Annotated in this window: 23 protein-coding genes; 22 read left to right on the top strand and 1 reads right to left on the bottom strand. The window is 50.7% G+C overall.

What is annotated here, in order from left to right; all coding sequences use genetic code 11:
• Positions 1 to 72 precede the first annotated feature (72 nt).
• The 18 genes from yfmF to AC4G46_RS19110 all read left to right on the top strand — a co-directional run bounded on the left by yfmF (position 73) and on the right by AC4G46_RS19110 (position 18,016).
• Positions 73 to 1,350: an EF-P 5-aminopentanol modification-associated protein YfmF gene (gene yfmF, locus AC4G46_RS19195; protein WP_491124126.1), complete on the top strand. Its 1,278-nt coding sequence runs from the start codon at positions 73 to 75 to the stop codon at positions 1,348 to 1,350.
• Between the two features lie 3 nt (positions 1,351 to 1,353).
• Positions 1,354 to 2,634, top strand: coding sequence for an EF-P 5-aminopentanol modification-associated protein YfmH (gene yfmH / locus AC4G46_RS19190; RefSeq protein ID WP_491124125.1), 1,281 nt, complete (start codon positions 1,354 to 1,356; stop codon positions 2,632 to 2,634).
• Positions 2,634 to 3,401 (top strand): elongation factor P 5-aminopentanone reductase, encoded by a 768-nt coding sequence (gene ymfI, locus AC4G46_RS19185; protein WP_068723922.1) that lies wholly within the window; start codon positions 2,634 to 2,636, stop codon positions 3,399 to 3,401. The genes yfmH and ymfI overlap by 1 nt, the downstream gene beginning before the upstream one ends.
• A gap of 150 nt (positions 3,402 to 3,551) precedes the next feature.
• Positions 3,552 to 3,812 (top strand): DUF3243 domain-containing protein, encoded by a 261-nt coding sequence (locus tag AC4G46_RS19180; RefSeq protein ID WP_042177468.1) that lies wholly within the window; start codon positions 3,552 to 3,554, stop codon positions 3,810 to 3,812.
• A gap of 166 nt (positions 3,813 to 3,978) precedes the next feature.
• A complete protein-coding gene (locus AC4G46_RS19175) occupies positions 3,979 to 4,761 on the top strand; it encodes a DUF3388 domain-containing protein (protein WP_068723918.1) in 783 nt (260 codons plus the stop codon).
• Positions 4,762 to 5,036: 275 nt separating this feature from the next.
• Positions 5,037 to 5,996 carry a RodZ domain-containing protein gene (locus tag AC4G46_RS19170; protein ID WP_491124124.1) on the top strand — a complete coding sequence of 320 codons (960 nt, stop codon included), beginning with the start codon at positions 5,037 to 5,039 and terminating at the stop codon, positions 5,994 to 5,996.
• Between the two features lie 80 nt (positions 5,997 to 6,076).
• A complete protein-coding gene (locus AC4G46_RS19165) occupies positions 6,077 to 6,238 on the top strand; it encodes a hypothetical protein (protein ID WP_167347618.1) in 162 nt (53 codons plus the stop codon).
• Positions 6,239 to 6,437: 199 nt separating this feature from the next.
• Complete coding sequence (locus tag AC4G46_RS19160) at positions 6,438 to 6,929, top strand: YajQ family cyclic di-GMP-binding protein (protein ID WP_491124123.1); 492 nt, start codon at positions 6,438 to 6,440, stop codon at positions 6,927 to 6,929.
• 92 nt (positions 6,930 to 7,021) lie between these two features.
• On the top strand, positions 7,022 to 7,609 hold the full coding sequence (gene pgsA, locus AC4G46_RS19155) for a CDP-diacylglycerol--glycerol-3-phosphate 3-phosphatidyltransferase (protein WP_068723915.1): 588 nt from the start codon (positions 7,022 to 7,024) through the stop codon (positions 7,607 to 7,609).
• Between the two features lie 51 nt (positions 7,610 to 7,660).
• Positions 7,661 to 8,950: a competence/damage-inducible protein A gene (locus tag AC4G46_RS19150; protein WP_491124122.1), complete on the top strand. Its 1,290-nt coding sequence runs from the start codon at positions 7,661 to 7,663 to the stop codon at positions 8,948 to 8,950.
• A gap of 285 nt (positions 8,951 to 9,235) precedes the next feature.
• Positions 9,236 to 10,300 carry a recombinase RecA gene (gene recA, locus AC4G46_RS19145; RefSeq protein ID WP_491124121.1) on the top strand — a complete coding sequence of 355 codons (1,065 nt, stop codon included), beginning with the start codon at positions 9,236 to 9,238 and terminating at the stop codon, positions 10,298 to 10,300.
• 115 nt (positions 10,301 to 10,415) lie between these two features.
• Positions 10,416 to 11,150: a regulatory protein RecX gene (locus tag AC4G46_RS19140; RefSeq protein ID WP_491124120.1), complete on the top strand. Its 735-nt coding sequence runs from the start codon at positions 10,416 to 10,418 to the stop codon at positions 11,148 to 11,150.
• Positions 11,151 to 11,469: 319 nt separating this feature from the next.
• The gene (gene rny, locus AC4G46_RS19135) at positions 11,470 to 13,011 is read left to right on the top strand and encodes a ribonuclease Y (protein WP_277469310.1); all 1,542 of its coding nucleotides are present in this window, start codon (positions 11,470 to 11,472) and stop codon (positions 13,009 to 13,011) included.
• A 104-nt stretch (positions 13,012 to 13,115) separates the two neighbouring features.
• Positions 13,116 to 13,910, top strand: coding sequence for a TIGR00282 family metallophosphoesterase (locus AC4G46_RS19130; protein ID WP_491128931.1), 795 nt, complete (start codon positions 13,116 to 13,118; stop codon positions 13,908 to 13,910).
• 200 nt (positions 13,911 to 14,110) lie between these two features.
• Entirely contained in the window at positions 14,111 to 14,371 is a 261-nt protein-coding gene (locus AC4G46_RS19125; RefSeq protein WP_068723905.1) for a stage V sporulation protein S, read from the top strand.
• 172 nt (positions 14,372 to 14,543) lie between these two features.
• Positions 14,544 to 15,506, top strand: a complete 963-nt coding sequence (locus AC4G46_RS19120; protein ID WP_491128930.1) for a dipeptidase — start codon at positions 14,544 to 14,546, stop codon at positions 15,504 to 15,506.
• A gap of 168 nt (positions 15,507 to 15,674) precedes the next feature.
• On the top strand, positions 15,675 to 16,247 hold the full coding sequence (gene pduL, locus AC4G46_RS19115) for a phosphate propanoyltransferase (RefSeq protein ID WP_491124119.1): 573 nt from the start codon (positions 15,675 to 15,677) through the stop codon (positions 16,245 to 16,247).
• 218 nt (positions 16,248 to 16,465) lie between these two features.
• Positions 16,466 to 18,016: a DEAD/DEAH box helicase gene (locus tag AC4G46_RS19110; protein WP_491124118.1), complete on the top strand. Its 1,551-nt coding sequence runs from the start codon at positions 16,466 to 16,468 to the stop codon at positions 18,014 to 18,016.
• A 311-nt stretch (positions 18,017 to 18,327) separates the two neighbouring features.
• Here the strand turns inward: AC4G46_RS19110 and dapA are convergent, their stop codons facing one another.
• On the bottom strand, positions 18,328 to 19,203 hold the full coding sequence (gene dapA, locus AC4G46_RS19105) for a 4-hydroxy-tetrahydrodipicolinate synthase (RefSeq protein ID WP_491124117.1): 876 nt from the start codon (positions 19,201 to 19,203) through the stop codon (positions 18,328 to 18,330).
• Positions 19,204 to 19,386: 183 nt separating this feature from the next.
• Here dapA and AC4G46_RS19100 point away from each other — a divergent pair, with 183 nt between their 5' ends.
• From AC4G46_RS19100 to htpG, 4 genes are all read left to right on the top strand, one after another.
• A complete protein-coding gene (locus tag AC4G46_RS19100) occupies positions 19,387 to 20,283 on the top strand; it encodes a LysR family transcriptional regulator (RefSeq protein ID WP_491124116.1) in 897 nt (298 codons plus the stop codon).
• Positions 20,284 to 20,341: 58 nt separating this feature from the next.
• A complete protein-coding gene (locus AC4G46_RS19095; RefSeq protein WP_491128929.1) occupies positions 20,342 to 20,794 on the top strand; it encodes a GNAT family N-acetyltransferase in 453 nt (150 codons plus the stop codon).
• A gap of 23 nt (positions 20,795 to 20,817) precedes the next feature.
• Positions 20,818 to 21,510, top strand: coding sequence for an MBL fold metallo-hydrolase (locus AC4G46_RS19090; RefSeq protein ID WP_491124115.1), 693 nt, complete (start codon positions 20,818 to 20,820; stop codon positions 21,508 to 21,510).
• A gap of 149 nt (positions 21,511 to 21,659) precedes the next feature.
• Entirely contained in the window at positions 21,660 to 23,540 is a 1,881-nt protein-coding gene (gene htpG, locus AC4G46_RS19085; RefSeq protein ID WP_491124114.1) for a molecular chaperone HtpG, read from the top strand.
• Positions 23,541 to 23,673: the final 133 nt, after the last annotated feature.

Below are 23,673 nucleotides of genomic sequence, written 5' to 3'. Positions count from 1 at the left end.
GGTTTAGAATGGATAATACTTCATAAACTTAAATTGTACTGCATCTATCCACGCCGTAAAGGAGTTTTGGACTTGACAAACAATGGATTTCAACATGGTAACGCTGCAGGCATGCGCATCCATGTACTGCCGACCAAGGCGTTTAAAACCTTCGCCATTTCTCTCTATGCCGGAGTGCCTCTGGATGAGGGCACAGTCACACCGACAGCGCTGGCTCCTTTTGTCCTCCGCAGAGGCACAGCCACTTACCCGGAGACCATGCAGTTCCGCGAACGGCTGGAAGAGCTTTACGGAGCCGGTTTCGGCTTTGACATCTACAAACGGGGCGATTATCAGATTGTCCAGTTCCGGATGGATACGATCAACGATTCATTTGTCCAGAGCAAGGAAAGTCTGCTGGGTGAGTCGTTTGCCTTTCTCGGTGAGGTGCTGACCCGGCCTTTGCTGGAGGATGGAAGCTTCCGCGCCTCCTATGTAGCAACCGAGCGTGAAACGGTGCGCAAGAAGCTGGAAGCGATCGTGAACGATAAAATCCGCTACGCCGCTGAACGCTGCATTGAGGAAATGTGCCGCCAGGAGCCTTACCGTCTGCATCCGCTTGGCCAGAGAGCCGACCTGGACAGCATTACGCCCAAGAGCCTGTATGAATCATATACAGCATGGCTGAACGGCGCCATTCTTGATCTGTATGTGGTTGGCGATACAACGCCTGAAGAAGTTGAAAAGCTGGTTATCCGCCATTTTGGCCGTGCGCATAAGGAAACGGCCGGCTACAGCTCCAACTTTAAGCCGGTGGCTGTTTCAGAGGTCCGCACGGTGGAAGAAAAGCTGGATGTTAATCAGGGCAAGCTCAACATGGGTCTGCGCACCTCCATAACCTATTCAGATGACAGATATGCTTCTGCGCTGATGTACAACGGTATTCTCGGCGGGTATCCGCACTCCAAGCTGTTTGTTAACGTCCGTGAAAAAGAAAGTCTGGCGTATTATGCATCCTCGCGATATGACGGCCACAAGGGTATCGGCACCATCCAGTCGGGGATCGAAACGCAGAATTACGGTAAGGCCGTAGACATTATCCGCAAACAGCTCGATGAGCTGAAGGCCGGGAATATCAGCGATCTGGAGCTGAACCAGACCAAAGCGATGATCCGCAACCTGTTGTCCGAGATACAGGACTCTGCCTTTGAGCTGATTTCGTTTGATTTTAACCGCCAATTGTCCGGAAAAGACCGTTCAGCGCAGGAATTGCTTGCACAAGTGGACGGAATTGGTGCTGAAGACGTGAAGGCGGCTGCCGACACCTTCCAGCTGGATACGATTTATTTCCTGACAGGGAAGGGGGAATAGCAGATGAACAAAATTCATTACGACAAGCTGCAGGAAACGCTGTATCACGAGGTTATGGATAACGGGCTGCAGGTATATGTACTGCCCAAACCGGCGTTCAAAAAAACCTACGCCACTTTTGCCACCAAATACGGCTCTGTAGACAATCATTTCAAAGTGGCCGGGGGCGAGGAAACGACAGTACCGGACGGGATTGCCCACTTCCTGGAGCACAAAATGTTTGAGGAGCCGGAAGGCGATATTTTTGCCACGTTTGCCTCTAACGGCGCTTCTGCGAATGCTTTCACCAGCTTTGACCAGACGGTTTACCTCTTTTCGGCAACCGAAAATATTGAGACCAATCTCAGCACCCTGATTGATTTCGTGCAGCGTCCTTATTTTACAGATGAAAATGTGGAAAAGGAAAAGGGCATCATCGGGCAGGAAATCAATATGTATGCCGATAATCCGGACTGGCGCGTCTATTTCGGATTAATTGAGGCGATGTATTCCAAGCATCCGGTGCATATTGATATCGCCGGCACAATTGATTCCATTGCTACGATCACCAAAGAAACGCTCTACACCTGCTACAATTCCTTTTATCATCCGAGCAATATGCTGCTGTTCGTTGTCGGCGGTGTAGAGCCCGAGAAGGTATTCGAGCTGGTCCGCAGCAACCAGGCAGCCAAGACCTATGACAAGCAGGGTGAAATTACGCGGATTTTTGAAGAAGAGCCTGCGCAGGTTGCGCAGAAACATAAAGAAAGCCGGCTTGCTGTGTCAATGCCGAAATGCCTGTTCGGTTTCAAGGAGAAACCGGAGGGGCTGACCGGGGAAGCGGCGGTACGCCGTGACCTGACAACGAAGCTGATGCTCGACCTGCTGTTCGGAAGCAGTACGGCGCTCTATCAGAAGCTGTACGATGAAGAGCTGATTTCGGACAGCTTCGGCCATGAATTTAACAGCTCCCCGCAATATGCCTTCTCGGCGGTTGGCGGAGATACGAAGGACCCGGATCTGCTGCTGAAGCGGATCAAGGAAGAGGTAAATGCGGTGCTGGCTTCCGGTTTTGCCGAGAAGGATTTTGAACGGGCCCGCAAAAAGAAAATCGGCGGCTATCTGCGTATGCTGAATTCGCCGGAGAGCATTGCCCATGAATTCACGCGCTATCAGTTCCGCGGCGGTGATTTGTTTGAAGTGCTACCGGTCTACGAATCGATTACACTGGATGAGGTCAATGCCCGTCTCCGTGCCCATGTGGACTGGGAGCAGCTTAGCGTATCGCTTGTGGTGAGCCCTTAATGGCGTTAACGGGAGAGGGCGGCAAACCAATCAATGAGATGACCGTGCTCATCACGGGAGGAAGCGGGGGAATCGGCGGCGCAATCGCCGAGCGCTTTGCTTCGGTGGGCATGAACATTGTCATTCATTATATGAATTCACATGAAGCGGCAAATGATGTTGCCCGCCGCTGTCTGGCAATGGGGGCAAAGGTGATGACCGTGGCTGCGGACATGAAGGACCGCAGCCAGCTTTTGCGTATGGCTGAACGTCTGGAAAGCAGCGGCATGCTTCCGGATATTCTGGTTAATAATGCCGGAAAGGCCCATTACGGGATGCTGGCCGATGTCACGGAAGAGGAATGGGATGAAGTGATGGCAGTCAATCTCAAGGGAACCTTTTTATGCAGCCAGATTTTTATGCCTTATATGGTCTCGCAGCGCTTTGGCCGGATAATCAATGTATCCTCAGTCTGGGGCATTTCCGGCGCTTCCTGTGAGGTGGCCTACTCTGCAAGCAAAGGCGGCGTCAACGCTTTTACGAAGGCGCTGGCCAAGGAGCTGGCCCCTTCGGGGGTAACGGTGAATGCTGTAGCGCCGGGGGCCGTGAATACAGCGATGCTTAACAATCTTCAGGAGGAGGAGCTGCGCATGCTGGAAGAGGAAATTCCGGCCGGCCGGCTTGCTTCACCGGAAGAAGTGGCTTCACTTGTCTATTTTCTGGCATTGCCCGAATCGGGTTATATCACCGGCCAGGTGATCAGTCCGAACGGCGGCTGGATTACTTAGCGAATCTGTTTTTCCGAGCGGCTTGGAGAAATCTCCAGCATAAGAACAGCACGTACGAGACATATTAATACTGTTGCTTTTAAATCATCACGTAAGACGGCTGACGGCTGAACAGGGCGTCCGGACCGTAACCATGAAGGAGGATTTAAGATGTCAACAGAATCCGTAGTAAAGAACTTTGATACCTGGAAGAGCTTTCTGGGTGAACGGGTCATTCAGGCTGAAAAAATGGGGATGAGTGAAGAAACCATCACCAAGCTGGCTTTTGAAATCGGGGAATTCCTCGACAAAAAAGTCGATCCGGGCAACTACTCCAACCGGGCGATCAAAGAGCTGTGGGATGTCGGTACGGACGATGAGAAGCATACCATTGCTTCCCTCATGGTCAAGCTGGCGAAGAAAAACGCATAGGCAAGCGGAAGGAGCTCCCCATCGCGGGAGCTTTTCTGCAATTATTACAACAGTGTCCTTGCCTTTCATTTTTATTTTATATATCATTAACATGACCCGTGTTTCAGAAGCTATGCCGAAGCCGGTTTTTTTGAGGTTATGGCGAGTCTGCAGGGAAAAGTAATCAATGAGGTGCGAATCAGTGGAATATAAACAGTGGTACATGGAGTACAAGATACATAAGAACAGACCTGGTCTGCTTGGTGATATCGCTTCAATGCTTGGTATGCTCGAAGTCAACATCCTGACGATTAACGGTGTTGAAGGCAAGACCCGCGGGATGCTGCTGGAAACCAGCGACGACGAGAAAATTATGCTGATGGGTGAAATGCTCAAAAAGGTGGATAATATTACGGTTACAGCGCTGCGTTCCCCGCGTCTGGTGGATAAGCTGGCTGTCCGTCATGGACGATATATTGACCGGGATTCGGATGACCGCAAAACCTTCCGCTTCACGCGGGATGAGCTGGGGCTGCTTGTCGACTTTCTCGGCGAATTGTTTAAGAGGGAAGGCAATCAGGTTATAGGACTTAGAGGTATGCCGCGCGTCGGCAAAACAGAGTCGATCATTGCAGGGAGCGTGTGTGCGCAGAAGCGCTGGACCTTTGTCTCGTCCACCCTGCTGAGACAAACGGTGCGCAGCCAGCTGGCTGAGGATGAGATGAATCCGAATAATGTCTTCATTATTGACGGCATTGTCAGTACCATCCGCTCCAACGAGAAGCATTACAATCTGCTGCAGCAGGTCATGAGCATGCCGAGCACGAAGGTGATTGAGCATCCGGATATTTTTGTGCGGGAATCCGAGTATACCTTCGATGATTTCGATATCATTATCGAGCTGCGCAACAACCCTGCAGAAGAAATATTGTACGAGTCGTTTACGACAAGCTACAGTGATGATCTATAAATAAGCACATGCTTCCGCAGTTAGTTTTGTACGAAAGCGAATCATGGAAGTGTTGCTCACAAAACCTAAGAGTATGCTTCCGAAGCGAGTTTTGTACGAAGCTAAATCGTGGAAGTGTTGCTCACAAAACTAAGAGTATGCTTCCGAAGTGAGTTTTGTACGAAGCTAAATCGTGGAAGTATTGCTCACAAAACTAAGAGTATGCTTCCGAAGGGAGTTTTGTACGAAGCTAAATCGTGGAAGTATTGCTCACAAAACTTTTAGGAGGTGATGGTATGTCGGAACTGGGCCGGCATTTGAAAGAGGCGCGTCTGCAAAAAGGGATGAGTCTTGACGATGTCCAGGAAGTAACCAAAATTCGCAAAAAATATTTAGAAGCCATCGAAGCGGGGGATTACAAAGTGCTTCCCGGAAGCTTTTATGTCCGGGCCTTTATCAAAACCTATGCAGAAGCTGTCGGAGTTAATCCGGACGAGCTGATGGAAGAGCACGGCAATGTTCCAGCGGCTCCTGTCGATACCACGATGGAAACGGTGATCCAGAAGCGCAGCCGCAGGACGGAGACGGAACGGAATGCCAAATGGCTGCCGACAGTCCTGATGTGGACCTTTCCGGTCCTGATCATCGCGGTGATCTACTGGTACGCTTCCTCGAATATGAACAAATCTGATCCTGAAACGGTAGATTCGTCCAATGTAACGAATGAACAGCAGGATCCGTCCAAGATCCAGCCTTCGCCGACGGCTGTCGGCGGTGGGATCGTCAGCAATCCTCCGGCTGGGGGCGGGGACAGCACGGCAACAGCTTCGCCTACAATTGCTCCGACTGCTACACCTGTACCTTCGCCGACAGCAGGCCCGGTGACGGTTACTGAGGACCGCAAATCAGGCAAGACAACAATCTTTAAAGTAACGGCATCCTCCGGTACGCCTGTGGAGGTTAAGATTGCAGCTACTGGTACAAGCTGGCTTGAGGTATACAACGGCGAGAATTCCCAGGGCGAGAAGCTAAGCTTCGGCAATACAGAAGCTGGTGATTCCCTGAGCTTTACGCTGGGTGCAGAAGGCATGTACATCAAATCCGGATACTCTCCGGCGACCACCATCACTGTGAACGGACAGGAAATTACCGACGGCAAAACCTCTTCACGTCTCCTGCTGGAACTGGACAGCGGTGCTTCCGGCGGCGCTGAAGGAACCGAAAACACTGCCGGAAATGAGAATACAGGCGAGTAAAGCCAGTCCTGCATAGACTTTGGTATTTTGGAGAACCTAAGAATGATTTACAGTTCTTACGCCAAAGTGAGGTGTATCTCATGACTGTCAGTTGGATTGTTACCGGGCTTGGCATTATTGTCAGCCTTCTCGGGTATTATTTGACACCGAGCGCCTGGGGCTATGGAATTTTGGGTTTTGGACTGGCGCATATTGTGCTGGGAATTCTGGATATGTTCCGGGCTCCTGCACGCAGCAGATAAGGCCAGTGAAGAAGTCTCCCGGGAACGGATATGCCGGGGGACGGGAATAATCTTTTGTTTTACACAGAAACGGGTGCCGCCTTACAGGCGGCGCAGCCGTTTCTTCTTGCATGCCCGGCAGCTTCCTTCCATAATTAGACTTCATGTGCCCTATCTCATATAATAGAAAAGAATAATTGTAAGCAAAGGACGTGGAAGAATGAGTTCGGAAAGTTCATTTGACATCGTATCCAAAATGGATATGCAGGAATTAACCAACGCGGTTCACCAGACAGAGAAGGAAATTGATAACCGCTTTGACTTCAAAAACAGCAAAAGCAGTCTGAAGCTGGAGAAAGACGCGCTTATCATTGCCTCCGAGGATGAATATAAGCTGAACGCCGTCATTGATATTTTGCAGTCCAAAATGGTCAAACGCGGAATTACACTCAAAAATCTGGATTTCGGCAAAATTGAGCCGGCTGCACTGGGAACAGTCCGCCAGCGCCTGGGCCTGAAGCAGGGCATTGATCAGGAAAACGCCAAAAAGATCAATATCCTCATCCGCGACTCCAAGCTGAAGGTGAAAAGCCAGATTCAGGGAGATACCATCCGTGTAACCGGTAAAAGCCGTGATGATCTGCAGCAGATCATCCAAATTCTGCGCAAAGCTGATTTGCCGCTGGATCTGCAGTTTAACAATTTAAAGTAAGCTTATGCACCCCGCAGTGTTTGTGTAACTGCCGCAGCGGGGTCTTTTATCTACATATTTTGGAATCAGGATGGATCAGGGGAGGAACTTCAGTGAATTTGCCCAACCGTATTACACTAGCACGTATTTGTCTTATCCCGATTATGATGTTTTTTCTGCTGGTTGATTTTAAGTTCTATCCCGAGCCGATTCATTGGGGATCATTCCAGCTTTCCATTAATCATCTGATCGCAGCCGTAATTTTCCTGCTTGCCGCCAGCACAGACGGAATAGACGGGTACATTGCCCGGAAATATAACATGGTTACCAATCTCGGCAAGCTGCTTGATCCTCTTGCGGACAAGCTGCTGGTATCTGCAGTGCTGATCTCGCTGGTAGAGCTGGGCAGATGCGATTCCTGGATTGCCATCGTTATCATCAGCCGCGAGTTTGCGGTTACCGGACTGCGTCAGGTTGCGCTGCTGGAAGGGAAAGTAGTGGCTGCCAGCAAATGGGGTAAAATAAAAACAGTAACGCAGATTGTTGCCATCTCTCTGCTGCTGCTTAACAATTTCCCGTTCCAGTTCGTGAGCATTCCGCTTGATGACATTGCAATCTGGGCGGCGGCTCTGATTACGATTTACTCTGGGATCGATTATTTCGTGAAGAACAAAGAACTGCTGGAGCTTCATAACGCCTAACCCTAATCCTTAACTAGTCATAACAATATCATCAGGAGGAGAACGCCAGCTATGAAAGCAGAAATTATTGCTGTCGGCACAGAGCTATTGCTTGGACAAATCGTTAACAGCAACGGCCAGTTTTTATCGGTTGAGCTGGCCGCGATGGGGATTGATGTTTATTTTCAGACCGTAGTCGGGGACAACAAGGGCCGGATCCAGGAGGCGATTGAGATCGCCCGGGGCCGCGCGGATATTATTCTGTTCACCGGCGGCATCGGTCCGACGGAAGATGATCTTACCAAGGATGCGCTGGCAGCAGCGCTTGGACGTTCACTTCATATTGACCAGCTTGCGATGGATCATGTTCAGAGATTCTTCGATGAACGTAAAATAGTAATGACCGAGAATAACCGCAAGCAGGCCGTAATTATTGACGGAACTACGCCGCTTCCGAATGAAATCGGCCTGGCCGTCGGCCTTGCTTTTGCCCATGAGAGTAAATATTACATCGTGCTTCCCGGACCTCCGCGTGAGATGAAGCCGATGTTTACTGACAAAGTCAAGCCCTGGCTGCTGCAGCATGCCCTCACCACAGAAATGCCGATCTACTCCAAGATGCTCAAGTTCGCGGGTATCGGTGAATCGCTGCTGGAGGACAAGCTGATAGATCTGATCCGCAACCAGACTGACCCAACTATTGCGCCCTATGCCAAGGAAGGTGAAGTGACGGTACGGATCTCAACCAAAGCGCCTTCGGAGCGTGAAGCGATGCAGAAGCTGGATGTGCTCGAGGAGCAGATGAAGGCAATTCTGCCTGAGAACATGTACGCCAACATCGATGTACCGCTGGAACAGCTGCTGGTGGACTGGATGGCGGATGCCGGCCTGACTCTCAGCGCAGCCGAGAGCTGTACCGGCGGTTTATTAATGGAGAGCATTACGAACATTCCGGGCAGTGCATCCATGTTCAAGGGCGGCATTGTCTGCTACTCCAATGAACTAAAGAAAAAGCTGCTGAACGTGCCCGCCTCTTATCTGGAAGGTCCTGATGCTGTCGGAGCTGTCAGCCGCGAGGTTGCAGAGGTGCTGGCGGACCAGGTCAGAATGCTGGCCGACAGCGACTTCGGCTTGTCGGTTACCGGGGTAGCAGGACCGGGATACTCGGAGCGCAAGCCGGTCGGGCTGGTATTCGTCGGCCTGGCCGAACGCGGACACAAGACAGAGGTCTTTGAGCTTAACCTCAAAGGAACACGCGAGAACATCCGGCTTCGTTCGGTCAAAGCGCTATTGTACCGTCTATGGCGCCGGCTGGAGGAACGCAAGGTGGAGACTCCGCTTGAAGGATCGGCCTTGCAATAGTTCCGCAGGGCGGTATATAATTGTAAATACGGAAGAACCGTGGCATAGTGAACCATTTGCTGCGGTTTTTTGTTTTTGTGGCTGCGGTTAGCCTGTAAATGTGAGTCTGCTACACCGGCTGGTTAATGACTATGTATGGTGCGTTCCTCATGGAAGGGGGCTTACAATAAAAGGGTATAATTCGCCCGCGGTCAAAAAAAACGAATGTATGTTCGAAAAAAAGCTTGGCAAGACCTCTAAAACACGGTATTATATTACTATAAACAAGTGAAGGAAGTGGTCTGATTGTCAGATCGTCGTGCTGCGCTGGATATGGCGCTTCGTCAAATAGAAAAACAATTTGGTAAAGGTTCGATCATGAAATTGGGTGAATCCAATCACATGAAAGTGGAAGTTGTACCAAGCGGAGCCTTGGCACTTGATATTGCCCTGGGTATTGGCGGACTTCCAAAAGGACGTATTATAGAAGTATATGGACCGGAATCTTCCGGTAAAACAACGGTTGCCCTGCATGCTATCGCTGAAGTACAGAAGGTTGGCGGACAAGCTGCCTTCATCGATGCGGAACATGCGCTCGACCCTAAATATGCCAACGCGCTTGGCGTCAACATTGATGAGCTTCTGCTGTCCCAGCCGGATACAGGAGAACAGGCGCTGGAGATCGCTGAAGCACTTGTGCGCAGCGGTGCAGTAGACATTATTGTCGTTGACTCCGTGGCGGCACTGGTGCCTAAGGCGGAGATTGAAGGCGATATGGGGGATTCCCACGTTGGTCTCCAAGCCCGTCTGATGTCCCAGGCTCTGCGGAAGCTGTCCGGTGCGATCAACAAATCCAACACGATCGCCATCTTCATCAACCAGCTGCGTGAGAAGATCGGCGTTATGTTCGGTAATCCCGAAACGACTCCGGGCGGCCGGGCATTGAAGTTCTACTCCTCGGTGCGTCTTGATGTACGCCGTGTAGAGAGCATCAAGATGGGTAATGATGTAGTCGGTAACCGTACCAAGATCAAAGTCGTGAAGAACAAGGTAGCTCCTCCGTTCAAACAGGCAGACGTTGATATCATGTATGGTGAGGGCATCTCGAAGGAAGGAAGCCTTGTCGATATCGGAACGGAAATGGACATTGTCAACAAGAGCGGAGCCTGGTATTCCTATGAAGGCGAACGGCTTGGCCAGGGACGTGAGAATGCCAAGCAGTTCCTCAAGGAGCATCCGGAAATTGCCTTGCTGATTGAGAACAAGATCCGTGAAGCAAGCAACCTTACCACCATTGTTGCTGCCCCTTCGGAAGCTGAGGTTGCAGCGGAGAAAGAGGAAGAAGATAATCTGCTGCTTGAAATTGAATAATACGTTTAACTAATATTGAGCGCCCTGTGTAAGATTGCAGCAGGGCGCTTATTTATTGATAATTAATAGTTAAGCTTTCACATTTTATATCGTTAGAGTGAGAGGTGAACGAACTGTGGTAATTCAACTTAATCCTGAGCCGGAAGATCAGGAGGTGCAGGCACTGGCGGATTTTCCGGACGGTGAGCTGCTGGAAATAACTAAGGTAGAGCGGCAGAAGAAGTCGGACCACCGCTATATTATACATTTCGGCGCCTATAACATGACTGTGCATGAGGATGTCATGATTAAATACCGGATGATCTCAGGCAATTCATTCATGAAGGAAGACCTTGAGGAGATTGTAGTGGCAGATGAGCGCCAGCGGGCCTATGTCGAGGGATTGAGATACCTGGAGCGCAAGCCGCGGACGGCCCAGGAAATGGCCCGCCGTTTAAGGGAGAAAGAAATAGGAGAGACTATAATTGCAGAAGTGCTGCAGCGTCTGCAGCAGGAACGTTTCATTGACGATCCCCTGTATGCGAAGCAGTGGGCGGAGCAGCGGATAACGAACCAGCGCAAGGGCAAGCTGTGGATCCGCCAGGAGCTTCGGGAGAAGGGAATCGACAAATCGCTGATCGCTGAAGCACTGGAGACTATTTCGCCTGAAGAGGAACTGGCGGGCGCACTGCAGACCGGGCGCAAGAAGTGGAACATGATCCGCGGGGATATGAACGACAAGCGCAGAAAGACCGGTGCTTTCCTGATGCGGCGCGGTTTCCCGGGTGAAATGGTCCGGCAGGTATTGAATACTCTGCGTGAGGAAGAGAATGCGGAAGGCTATGATGACGAGTTTTACGAATTTGAGTGAACCGCTTGACATTCTCTTGACTTTAATGGCGTTATCGACTCTCTTGACAATGTCTTTTTATAAATAATAAAATATAACATGAATCGGCATAAACTAAGAATCCTTTTTCCTTCCCAAAAAGCAGACTCTTAGGTAGCCGCTTCGCGTACAACTCATATGAAATGTAATCGCCGGATAAGGCGGGCAGTGTGCATGTGCAGCATGTGCAGTATGGCAATCGGTGTATTACCGGTTTTTTGTATGGTGATGAACGGATAGTTTAACAACTGCACAATTCCCAAGGCAAATTCCTTGGAGGAACCAACGAGGAGGTGAACAGATGCATCCTGCAATCTGGGTCATAATCGTTCTCGTTGTAGCTGCAATATTCTTTGGATTCGGTTATTTTATTCGTAAATCCCTTGCAGAAGCTAAGATTCAAAGCGCAGAGAAAGAAGCACTCGTCATCGTGGAGAACGCGAAGAAAGACGCTGAGGCGCTGAAGAAGGAAACGGTACTCGAAGCTAAGGATGAAGTACACAGAATCCGTACTGAAGCTGAGAAAGAAACTCGTGAACGCCGGAATGAAATCCAACGGCAAGAGAGACGTTTGCTGCAAAAGGAAGAATCGCTGGATAAAAAAATGGAATCGCTTGAACGAAAAGAAGAACAAGTAGCTAACAAAGAGAAACGAATTGACGAAACGCAACAGCAAATTGATGTTATTTACAAGAATCAGGTTACCGAGCTGGAGCGTATCTCCAACCTGAGCATCGATGATGCCAGAAGTATCATTCTGAGCAATGTAGAGCAGGAAGTTCGCCATGAAACCGCGCAGATGATCAAGGAAATTGAACAGCAGGCCAAAGAGGAAGCGGACAAGAAGGCCCGCGAAATCATTACACTGGCTATCCAGCGCTGTGCAGCTGATCACGTTGCCGAGACAACGGTATCTGTGGTAACTCTGCCGAATGAAGAGATGAAGGGCCGGATTATCGGCCGTGAAGGCCGTAATATCCGGGCACTGGAAACTCTTACAGGTATTGATCTCATTATCGATGATACGCCGGAAGCTGTTATTCTGTCGGGATTTGATCCGATCCGCCGCGAAGTGGCCCGTACGGCACTCGAGAAGCTGGTTGCCGATGGACGTATCCATCCGGCACGGATTGAGGAAATGGTGGAGAAATCCCGCAAAGAAGTGGATGAGCGGATCCGCGAGTACGGTGAACAGGCTACCTTCGAGGTTGGCGTTCACGGTCTGCATCCGGATCTGATCAAGATCCTGGGCCGTCTGAAATTCCGTACGAGCTATGGTCAGAATGTACTCAAGCACTCCATGGAGGTTGCTTATTTGACTGGACTTATGGCCGGTGAGCTTGGGGAAGACATCGTGCTTGCTAAACGTGCCGGGCTGCTCCATGATATCGGCAAAGCGCTGGATCATGAAGTGGAAGGCTCACACGTTGAAATTGGCGTTGAGCTTGCGAAGAAATACAAGGAGCATCCGGTCGTTATCAACAGTATCGCGTCCCACCACGGAGACTGCGAAGCTACCTCGGTTATTGCTATGCTGGTCGGAGCAGCTGACGCCTTGTCGGCAGCACGTCCTGGCGCACGCCGTGAGACACTGGAGACCTACATCAAACGTCTGGAGAAGCTGGAAGAGATCTCTGAGAGCTTCGAAGGCGTCGAGAAGTCTTATGCAATTCAAGCGGGCCGCGAGGTTCGCGTGATGGTGCAGCCTGAGAAGATCGACGATGCGGAAAGCTTCCGTCTGGCACGCGACATTACGAAGATGATCGAGAGTGAGCTGGATTATCCGGGTCATATCAAGGTTACCGTTATCCGCGAGACACGGGCTGTGGAATACGCAAAATAAGCAAGGAAACTGGCCCCCCTGCGGGGCCTTTTTTCTTTCCCGCGAAAAGGCGGCCGTAAAAAAATAAGATTAGGCAGTGCGATTAATGTTAGGAGGAGAACAACATCAAAGTTTTATTTATAGGAGATATTGTAGGCAATACCGGCAGAAAGGCTCTGCGGGAAATGCTGCCCACATTAAAGAGCAAGTACCAGCCGCATATTATCATCGTTAACGGTGAAAATGCCGCCGCAGGCAGAGGAATTACCTCAGCAATTGCCAATGAATTTTTTAATTGGGGTGTACACGGCATTACATTGGGTAATCATACTTGGGACAATAAGGATATTTTTGACTTTATCGACGACGAGCCGCGGATGATCCGTCCGGCCAACTTTCCGCCGGGAACCCCGGGTAGAGGGTATACCGTTGTTAAAGGCAACGGCAAACAGCTGGCGATTGTCAATCTGCAGGGGCGTACCTTTTTGCCGGCAATTGATGATCCGTTCCGGGTAGGGGAAGAAATTGTGGAGGAGCTGCGGCGTACCCACAAATGCATTCTCGTTGATTTCCATGCCGAAGCGACTTCAGAGAAGATTGCCATGGGTTATTTTATGGACGGAATGGCTTCTATCGTAGTCGGCACCCACACACATGTGCAAAGCAACGATGATGTCATTCTTCCAGGCGGAACCGCTTATTTGACCGATGCGGGCATGGTTGGTTCAAGAGAAGGAATTTTGGGTATGGAAAAGGATGCAGTCCTTTATAAATTCACTACCCAGCTCCCGTCGAGGTTTGTGGTAGACGAAGGTAAATGGCAGTTGAACGGGTTATTCGCGGAGATTGACGAGGCTACAGGTAAAGCGACACGTCTGGAGAAGATTCGTTTGCGTGAAGACGAATGGGTTATGAGCTAGGCCTGGATATCATGTAGTAGGACATTCGGGAAAAATCGCCGTTTTTGGATAAAGTGTGATCTTTTTTATATCGAAAAAGAGTATCTTTTGTACCAATTTCTCCAGCGTAGTCCGCAAAAAGAAGGAATTATTTCTTCTCCCGCGAATAACATCTACAGTAGTGGAAGAACACCATCATTTTCCCAGGGGAGGTACTTACTATGGATGTATTAAAAGTATCAGCTAAATCCAATCCGAATTCCGTTGCCGGTGCGTTAGCAGGTGTTCTTCGTGAACGTGGATCGGCCGAGCTACAAGCTATTGGAGCAGGAGCACTGAACCAGGCAGTCAAAGCAGTTGCCATCGCCCGGGGATTTGTCGCGCCAAGCGGTGTTGATCTGGTCTGCATTCCAGCCTTTACGGATATCGTAATTGACGGGGAGGACCGGACGGCGATTAAACTCATTGTGGAACCCAGATAATTTATGAACTTTTTCTGATGGACCTGTTTACTTAGGTAAACAGGTTTTTTGCTGTTCCGGGAAAAGGAGCGGATTGAAGGCATAAGCTGTTAATATAAGCGGCTGACGCTAATGGTTTGAAATGAATAAGGCTGTTGCACGGTATTTTAGTGGTATGGAAAGCGGGGAGAAGATGGGGACAGCGGAAAAATTTAAGGTTGCGGATTTTCATTGTGATGCACTGAGCAAGCTGCAGGCGAAACCCGATATTCATTTTAGAAATGATCATCGGCTGGACGTGACAGCAGAGCGGCTGGAGGCGGGGAATGTGGGACTGCAGGTTTTTGCGGTCTATTTGTCCGAGACTCTGGGAAAACCCGGCGTTGAAAGGATACTGGGTCAGCTTGAGCTGTTCCGCAAACGGGTTATCAGCGTGGAGGGTCTGCGTTGGCTTCGCTGGAAAGAGGAGGCGGTTATAACGTCTGCCCCGGAACAGGCCTGGGCGATGCTTTCGCTTGAGGGCGTCGACGGCCTGGAAGGGAATATATTTTATGCAGAGCTGCTGTTTGAGCTTGGAGTGCGATTTCTTGGGATCACCTGGAATTATGCGAATTGGGCGGCGGACGGGGTGCTGGAGTCAAGAAACGGCGGATTTACGGAAAAAGGCAGGCAGCTCATCGAATGGTGCAATACCAGCGGAATGCTGCTGGATGTGTCCCATCTCTCTCCATCCGGGTTCTGGGAGCTGGCTGAGCGCAGTACACGGCCCTTTATTGCGTCCCATTCCAATGCGGCCGCTGTGTGCAACCATCCACGTAATTTGACTGATGAACAGATTAAAGCGCTGGCAGCGATGGACGGACGGATCGGGCTGACCTTTGTTCCCTGGTTTGTCCGTAATGGGGGCGGGGCCAAAACAGAGGATCTTCTGAAGCATATCGAGCATGTCTGCAGTCTGGGCGGATCGCGGCAGCTGATGTTCGGGTCGGATTTCGACGGAATTGATGCCTGGGTTGAAGGGCTCGAGCATCCCGGAAAATATACGGATTTAGCCGATCTGCTGCTTAAGCATTATCCTGAGGATGAGGTAATAGGCTGGCTGCATGGGAATGCCATGCGTTTTTTGAGCACACATTTGCCTTCACGGGGTTATTAATAAAATGGCAAAAAGGTGACTAAGGCGGAGGGAATATTGCGAATTGTCGAAGAAATGTCGAAAAATTAATGCTTAATGTGAGCCTGGCCTTTTTATTTTTGGGTAAGAAGTTGTATAATGTTCAGTGGCTTGTACAGATACTAGAGAAAATACAAGGAGTGACTTACAATGAGCAAGACTGTACCCGTAGGTGTGTCGGCCCGGCATATTCACCTTACGCAGGAGCACGTGGAAGCATTGTTTGGCCCAGGCTATCAATTGACTGAGTTCAAACCGCTCTCCCAACCAGGACAATTCGCAGCAAACGAGCAAGTAGCCGTTATCGGCAGCAAAGGCAAATTCGACAAAGTAAGAATTCTCGGACCTGCCCGTCCGGCATCACAGCTCGAAATTTCCCGCACCGACTCTTTCAGCCTCGGTGTGAAAGCCCCTGTCCGCGAATCCGGACATATTGAGGGAACACCAGGCATTACTCTTAAAGGACCAGCAGGTGAAGTTGAGCTGGAGACTGGCGTAATCATTGCAGCACGTCACATTCACTTCCACACTTCCGAAGCAGAAGCTTGGGGTATTGCTGACAAGCAGATGCTCAAAGTACGCCTTGGCGGCGAACGCGGCCTGGTGCTGGAGAACGTGCTTGCACGTGTATCTGACAGCTTTAAGCTTGATATGCACATCGACACCGACGAAGCGAATGCTGCAGGTGCCAACAACGGCGATACAGCAGAAATCGTAGATTAGTTTTATTCTTAATACCGAGAAGGGCGGGGGAAATGTTCCTCCGCTCTTTTTTGTGTAATGAAGGACTGTTTTAGAATACGGGGTTATTTTATTTGCAGATTTATGGTATCATTATGCGTTATGTCTTAGCTTTGCGCATTGTGGAAACGTATGGATAAGCGTAATCCCGCTAGTCCGGGTGAACTGACAATATAAGTGTTTGATATAAGGAGATAACCATGACTTTTAATGATTTGGGTCTGAGCCCGTCGATTCTTAAGGCGCTGGACCTTGCAAACTATACATCGCCTACACCTATTCAGAGAGAAGCAATCCCCGCAGCATTGACCGGGAGAGATGTGCTGGGCTGTGCGCAGACCGGTACAGGGAAGACGGCAGCTTTTTCGCTGCCCATTATCCAGCTGCTTAGCAAGCAGAATGTTAACCGGAGCGGCAAACGCCCGATCCGTTCTCTGATTCTTACCCCTACCCGTGAGCTTGCGCTGCAGATTTATGAGAATATTCAGGTCTACAGCAAGTTCACTGGAATCCGCTCTACTGCTGTTGTCGGCGGGGTTTCACAAAGATCACAGGAGCGAGCTCTGGCCCTGGGCGCGGATATCCTGATTGCTACTCCAGGCCGTCTGATCGACCTGATTGCCCAGAAGCATGCTGACCTGCAGCAGGTGCAGCTGCTCGTTCTGGATGAAGCTGACCGGATGCTGGATATGGGCTTCATTCATGATGTGAAGCGGATTATTGCCAAGATGCCGGCTAAAAAACAGACCCTGTTCTTCTCCGCAACGATGCCGCAGGAGATTTCACAGCTGATCAAGACGCTGCTGGTGAATCCGGTCAAGATTGAAATTACCCCGGTTTCTTCGACAGTGGACAGAATTCAGCAATCCGTCTATCTGCTGGAGAATGGCTGCAAGCAGAAGCAGCTGAACCGTCTGCTGGAGGATAAGTCGATTGTATCTGCGCTTGTGTTTACCCGTACGAAACGCGGGGCGGACCGGGTTGCGCGCGATTTGGGCAAGGTCAATATTGCCGCCCAGGCGATTCACGGCAACAAATCGCAGAATGAACGGCAGAATGCGCTGCGTAATTTTAAGACCGGAGTAACCCGGGTATTGGTAGCAACTGATATTGCTGCCCGCGGTATTGATATTGACGAGCTGTCGCATGTGATCAACTTCAACCTGCCGAATATTCCGGAAACGTATGTTCACCGGATTGGCCGTACTGGCCGTGCCGGGATGAGCGGCATCGCCATTTCCCTGTGCGAAGCAGAGGAGCTTCCGTACCTGAAGGATATCCAGAAGCTAATCGGCAAGACCATCCCGGAAGTGAAGGATCATCCGTATCCGATGATCAAGATCAATCCGGCGCTGGCGGCGGAGGTGGCTAAAGCGAGTAAGACAGTTGCTTCAGGCAAAGCATCCAACCAGCCAAAAGCCAAAGCCAATCCGGCACGCAAGCCGAAGGAAGAATGGTTCACCAAGGGCAGCCGTCCGCGCAGCGGCTCTGAAGGCGGCAAGGTAGAGTGGCCGGACCGCAAGGATGGCAGATCTGCAGGCAGCGCCGGAGGCAATGCAGGCGAAGTGCGTACTGGCGGTGCCGGCAGAAAGCAGGCTGGCGGAGCTGGTAGAGAGCAGGCTAACGGAGCGCGTACTGGCGGTGCTGGCAAAGGACAGGCTGGCGGAGTGCGGAATGCAGGAGCTGGCAGATCAGCAGGAAACCGGTCCGGCGGAAGCGGAAGGAACAGCTCAGGAGCTGCGCGAGGCTAATAGGCAGCAGGAACGAGCAAAGTTTAAAATAGCAGCGTTATAGGAGGGAGATTGAAGCGGGGTTAATGCGAAGATCTTCTTTCCGCAGCTGCCCGGAAATGGTACTCTAAAGAACCGCCGGCAGCAAACAAACGTTGCAGCGCTGGTCTGCCGTAGTCAGCGCAAGCCGCTGCAAACGAATGCGGGCGGACTAAACCGGCGAAGCCACCGCAAAAGAACAAACACAAAAACCCGTATTGTACACTCCCGGAAGAGAGTGCAATACGGGTTTTTGCGTCTACGGCGTCCAGCCGGTATCATCCGGGCAAGGGCTAGCCGGCGAGATGGGCGCCCAGCTCCTCGCGGAGTGCGTCGCTGATCGAAGTCATCGGCAGGCGGAGGGTATCCGAGGAAATCTCGCCTTTGGCACTGAGGAGCCACTTGATAGGTGCAGGATTGGATTCCTTGAACAGCAGCTTCATCAGCGGCACCAGCCGGTCGTACGCGGCTCTGGCAGCCTCTACCTGGCCGGCTCTGTACTGTTCGTATATGTCCAGGAATCTGGCCGTATGCACATTGGCGGATGCAAGCATGCCGCCGGCAGCGCCGCAACCCAGCATATCAAAGAAGGAAAGGTCATCACCGCAGAGGATCGGCTTCGAACCGTGACGCGACAGCTCAGAGACGAGCAGCGGTGAGCCGGAGCAGTCCTTAAGGCCGACAACATTGTCCATTTCCAGGATGGTGCGTGCAGTATCTAATGTCATGCCAACTCCGGCGCGGCCGGGGATATCGTAAGCCATAATCGGAATACCGACCTCGGCTGCTTTGCGGAAGTGTGCGATAATGCCCTGCTGTGAAGGGCGGCTGTAATAGGGAACAACTACGAGTGCGGCATCAGCTCCGGCATTCGCGGCAAGCTCCGTACGCTTGACGGTAGACATTGTGTCGTTAGTACCCGTTCCGATAACGAGTGGAATATCGCTGCCCTGCAGCAGCTGTTTAGAGGCATCAATTAACAATTCTAATTCTTGTATGCTGACTGTCGGCGATTCTCCAGTGGTTCCATTTACGACCAGACCATGAATGTTGTTCTTGATAATGCCTTGCACATACCGCTGATAGGAAGCCAGATCAATCTCGCCGGCTGCATCGAACGGTGTTACCACGGGAACATAGATTCCATAAATCTGCTCTTCTGTTAACATGAATATCGTCCTCCAAATTTGTATAACCGTTTATTATACTGTAGCATGGAATAATTCATCGGTGTTAGCTATAATAAATGATATGGGGCATCAATAATATTGATGTTATATTTGATGAACTTGAGCCAGGCAGCGGGTCTAATCTGCTGATACACTCATGTTCACGTTCTGAAGGGTGAGAGCATGGATTTAACATATATGAGAACCTTCCGTGAGGTGGCGAAGCGTCAGAGCTTTACAAGAGCGGCAGAGGAGCTGGGATATGCCCAGTCGAGTGTCACAATGCAAATTCAGAAGATTGAAAAAGAATACGGGGTAACCCTGATGGAGCGCCACGGCCGGATTTTGCGTCTGACTCCTCCGGGGGAAGAACTGCTGAAGCTGTTTGTGGAGATTCTTGATCTGTATGACCGGTCAAAAGAAACCATTGCCCAGCAGATCGGCGGTACGCTGACCATAGGGACGATCGACTCGCTGGCTGCGTTTTATCTGCCGCCGTTCCTGCAGCAGCTGCGGACGACCTTTCCCGGGCTGAACATTCATCTGCAGACCGAACAGGAAGCGAATCTGGTCTCCAAAATCCGGGACGGCGAGGTAGACATCGGACTGATGCTGGACCGCTGCACGGCCGATTCCACACTGGAGCGGACGATCATTCGGGATGAGCCGCTGGTGCTGGTCGCTCCTGCAGGACATCCGCTGGCGAAGCTCGGTAAGGTATCGCTGCAGGATCTGAACAACTGTGAGCTGATTGTGTCGGAGGAAAGCTGTATTTACCGCAGCATGTTTGAGAATCTGCTCCGTGAGCACGGTATCGTGTTCCGGATCGGCTTTGAGCTGTCCAATCTGGAGGCGATCAAACGCTGCGTGCGCAACGGCCTGGGCATCGCCCTGCTGCCGAGAATAGTGGCCGAGGAAGAGATTGAGCGGGGGAATCTCGCCGAGCTGCCGTTCGTCCATCCGGAGATTCATTTTGACCTGCAGCTGCTCATCCATCCGAAGAAGTGGAAGTCGCTGCCGCTGCAGTCACTGATTCAAATGCTGCTTACCGATGCTGAGGCCAAAAAGGCTGCAGTATGAAGCGGGTGGACCCGGACTGCAGCTGCTAAACCAACTTTATAATCAACAGGGGGAGAGTATGGTCCATTTCCGGCTTGCTACAATAAATGACCTGAATGCCATTGTGCAAATGCTTGCGGACGATGAACTGGGCAGACAAAGAGAACGTTATGAGACTCCCCTGCCGCAAAGCTATTTTACAGCCTTCCATGCGATTGACTCTGACTCGAACAATGAGTTGATTGTGGCTTGTCTTGGTGAGGAGACCGTTGGTGTTCTCCAGCTTACTTTTACACCTTATTTAACCCATCAGGGCAGCTGGAGAGCCACAATCGAAGGAGTCAGGACTGCATCCCGCGTAAGAGGAAAAGGGGTCGGAAGTAAGCTGATTCTCTGGGCTATCGAGCGTGCTAAAGCGAAGGGCTGCTACATGATTCAGCTAACGACAGATAAGCAGCGCGAGGATGCCCGGCGCTTTTATGAGCGTTTGGGATTCGAGGCCACTCACACCGGGCTAAAAATGAATCTATAAAATAACAACTGTCGGAGGACACAATGAACATTATCGAGCTTCCTGTTGAATTTATGTATGAAGGACAGCAATATTACATCTATCCCTGCTTGATTGCATCTGACAATGAACTGATTCTGATCGACACAGGCTATCCCGGTTTCCTGCCCCTTATTGAAAATGCCATAGAGCAAAAGGGGTATGACCTCAGGCAGCTGAAGTATATCGTGATTACCCACTACGATGACGATCACATCGGGGCATTGCATGATTTTAAGGAAAAATACCCTTGGGTGACAGTGATCTCCAGCGAAAGGGAGGCCGTCTATATCAGCGGTGAGGTGAAATCCGAACGTCTGGTTCAGGCGGAGGCTTTGCTTGAGCAAATGCCTGATGAGCAGAAGGCCTTCGGCCAGTCGTTCGTTGACCTGCTGACGAGCCTGCGGCATCTTCCGGTCGATCAGACAGTCAAGGATGGCGAGTGGCTGTTTGGCGGGGCATGCAAGGTAATCGCAACTCCCGGACACACGTCAGGCCATATCTCTTTGCATCTCCCGGAGCTGGACAGCATAATTACCGGTGATGCCGCCTACATAGTGGACAAAGGCACAGAACTGCTGGTAGCCAATCCCCAGTATTGCCTCGACCTGCCGCAGGCGGAGCAATCTCTGGAGCTGCTGAAGAATCTCAGGGCGAAGCATTATTACTGCTATCATGGCGGAACGTTACATATATAAGAGGCTCATTTGGCGCTGATATGCAGCAAGATATTGACATCAAAAACGACAATATGGTATATAAAAGGAAGTGTTAGCACTCACCCTTATGGAGTGCTAACCATCCGGAAGCAATTAGCAGGCTATTTTTGAAAGGAGATTCTATATTCATGTCTAAAAAAGAGTTCAAAGCCGAATCCAAACGACTACTTGAAATGATGATTAACTCCATCTATACGCAGCGGGAAATTTTCCTGCGGGAGCTGATCTCCAATGCAAGCGATGCCATCGACAAAATCTATTACAAAGCACTGGCCGACGACAGCCTGGTGTTCAATAAAGAGGATTACTACATCAAAGTAACCGCCGATAAGGACAGCCGTACACTGACTATCTCGGACACAGGAATCGGGATGACGCAGGAGGAGCTGGAGAACAACCTGGGGATCATCGCGAACAGCGGCTCCTTTGCGTTCAAGAAGGATAACGAAGCCAAGGACGGCCATAACATTATCGGGCAGTTCGGGGTCGGTTTCTATTCCGCTTTTATGGTGGCAGAGGATGTTACAGTCATTAGTAAGGCGTTGGGCAGCGACCAGGCTTACAAGTGGGAATCGCAGGGGGCAGACGGTTACACGATTGAGCCAGCGGAGAAGGACAGCGTGGGTACTGAAATCACCCTCAAAATCAAAGCCAACACCGAAGAAGACAACTACGACGAGTTCCTTGAAGAGTACCGCCTGAAGGCGATCATCAAGAAATACTCCGACTTCATCCGCTTCCCGATCAAGATGGACATCACCGGCAGCAAGCCAAAGGAAGGCAGCGAAGGCGAATTCGAGGAAACGAAGGAAGAGCAAACCGTCAACAGCATGGTGCCAATCTGGCGAAAGAACAAAAACGAGCTGACTGAAGAGGACTACACCAACTTCTACAACGAGAAGCGCTACGGCTTCGACAAGCCGCTTAAGCATATCCATATCAGCGCCGATGGTGCGGTGGTATACAATGCGATTCTGTTCATTCCGGAGAACACACCTTTTGACTACTACACTAAGGAGTATGAAAAAGGCCTGGAGCTCTACTCCAACGGCGTGCTGATCATGAACAAATGTGCGGATCTGCTGCCGGACTACTTCAGCTTCGTCAAAGGGATGGTCGATTCCGAGAATCTGTCACTCAACATTTCCCGTGAGCTGCTGCAGCATGACCGCCAGCTGACGCTGATTGCGAAGAATATCAAGAACAAGATCAAGAGCCAGCTCCTCAGCCTGCTGAAGGATGAGAGAGAGAAATATGAGACGTTCTACAAATCTTTCGGCAGACAGCTGAAGTTCGGCGTATACAATGATTACGGTATGGAAAAAGAAACCCTCCAGGACCTGCTGATGTTCTACTCCTCCAAGGAGAAGAAACAGGTTACGCTGGCTGAATACGTGGAAAGAATGCCGGAAGACCAGAAGTATATCTACTATGCTTCCGGGGAGTCGGTAGAGCGGATCGAGAAGCTGCCGCAGACCGAAATCGTGCTGGACAAGGGCTATGAAATCCTCTATTTCACTGACGACATCGATGAGTTCGCGATCAAAATGATCATGTCCTATAAGGAAAAAGAATTCAAAAACGTCTCCAGCGGTGATCTCGGTATCGAAGAGGATGCTGCGGACAAGCAGTCGGAAGAGGAACAGAACGAGAATAAGGACCTGTTCGAAGCGATGCAGGGCATCCTGGCCGGCAAAGTGAAGGCAGTCAAAGCCTCCAAACGACTGAAGTCCCATCCGGTCTGTCTGTCTACTGAAGGCGAGCTGACCATCGAGATGGAAAAGATCCTCAAGGCCATGCCAAACGGCCAAGAGGTTCAGGCGGACAAGGTGCTGGAAATCAACGTGAACCATGACGTCTTCAAATCGCTCAAGGCTGCGGCTGACAGCGACAAGGAGAAGCTGGGCCTGTACACGAACCTGCTGTACAACCAGGCGCTGCTGATCGAAGGCCTGCAGGTTAATGATCCGGTGCAGTTCACCAACGATATCTGTAAAATTATGGTGTAATACTTAAGCGGCAGCTTTCTGCTGCTGTAGAGTGGCTCTAAAAGATAAAACCCGCTTCCGGCCCTGCCGGGGCGGGTTTTATCGTGTTTAGCAGGAGAGTTCCGTTCCGCTACAGGTATGCATACGGCAGTCC

The sequence above is a fragment of the Paenibacillus sp. fava2 genome, from assembly GCF_058313675.1.
Note: the sequence above shows the minus strand (reverse complement) of the source record. Positions and strands in the feature narration are given on the sequence as shown.

What these genes read in the sequence shown, in the direction of transcription:
- yfmH (WP_491124125.1), top strand. Translation starts at nt 1,354, where the DNA reads ATGAACAAAATTCATTACGACAAGCTGCAGGAAACGCTGTATCACGAG.
- ymfI (WP_068723922.1), top strand. Translation starts at nt 2,634, where the DNA reads ATGGCGTTAACGGGAGAGGGCGGCAAACCAATCAATGAGATGACCGTG.
- AC4G46_RS19180 (WP_042177468.1), top strand. Translation starts at nt 3,552, where the DNA reads ATGTCAACAGAATCCGTAGTAAAGAACTTTGATACCTGGAAGAGCTTT.
- AC4G46_RS19175 (WP_068723918.1), top strand. Translation starts at nt 3,979, where the DNA reads ATGAGGTGCGAATCAGTGGAATATAAACAGTGGTACATGGAGTACAAG.
- AC4G46_RS19170 (WP_491124124.1), top strand. Translation starts at nt 5,037, where the DNA reads ATGTCGGAACTGGGCCGGCATTTGAAAGAGGCGCGTCTGCAAAAAGGG.
- AC4G46_RS19165 (WP_167347618.1), top strand. Translation starts at nt 6,077, where the DNA reads ATGACTGTCAGTTGGATTGTTACCGGGCTTGGCATTATTGTCAGCCTT.
- AC4G46_RS19160 (WP_491124123.1), top strand. Translation starts at nt 6,438, where the DNA reads ATGAGTTCGGAAAGTTCATTTGACATCGTATCCAAAATGGATATGCAG.
- AC4G46_RS19150 (WP_491124122.1), top strand. Translation starts at nt 7,661, where the DNA reads ATGAAAGCAGAAATTATTGCTGTCGGCACAGAGCTATTGCTTGGACAA.
- rny (WP_277469310.1), top strand. Translation starts at nt 11,470, where the DNA reads ATGCATCCTGCAATCTGGGTCATAATCGTTCTCGTTGTAGCTGCAATA.
- AC4G46_RS19125 (WP_068723905.1), top strand. Translation starts at nt 14,111, where the DNA reads ATGGATGTATTAAAAGTATCAGCTAAATCCAATCCGAATTCCGTTGCC.
- AC4G46_RS19120 (WP_491128930.1), top strand. Translation starts at nt 14,544, where the DNA reads ATGGGGACAGCGGAAAAATTTAAGGTTGCGGATTTTCATTGTGATGCA.
- pduL (WP_491124119.1), top strand. Translation starts at nt 15,675, where the DNA reads ATGAGCAAGACTGTACCCGTAGGTGTGTCGGCCCGGCATATTCACCTT.
- AC4G46_RS19110 (WP_491124118.1), top strand. Translation starts at nt 16,466, where the DNA reads ATGACTTTTAATGATTTGGGTCTGAGCCCGTCGATTCTTAAGGCGCTG.
- dapA (WP_491124117.1), bottom strand. Translation starts at nt 19,203, where the DNA reads ATGTTAACAGAAGAGCAGATTTATGGAATCTATGTTCCCGTGGTAACA.
- AC4G46_RS19100 (WP_491124116.1), top strand. Translation starts at nt 19,387, where the DNA reads ATGGATTTAACATATATGAGAACCTTCCGTGAGGTGGCGAAGCGTCAG.
- AC4G46_RS19095 (WP_491128929.1), top strand. Translation starts at nt 20,342, where the DNA reads ATGGTCCATTTCCGGCTTGCTACAATAAATGACCTGAATGCCATTGTG.
- AC4G46_RS19090 (WP_491124115.1), top strand. Translation starts at nt 20,818, where the DNA reads ATGAACATTATCGAGCTTCCTGTTGAATTTATGTATGAAGGACAGCAA.
- htpG (WP_491124114.1), top strand. Translation starts at nt 21,660, where the DNA reads ATGTCTAAAAAAGAGTTCAAAGCCGAATCCAAACGACTACTTGAAATG.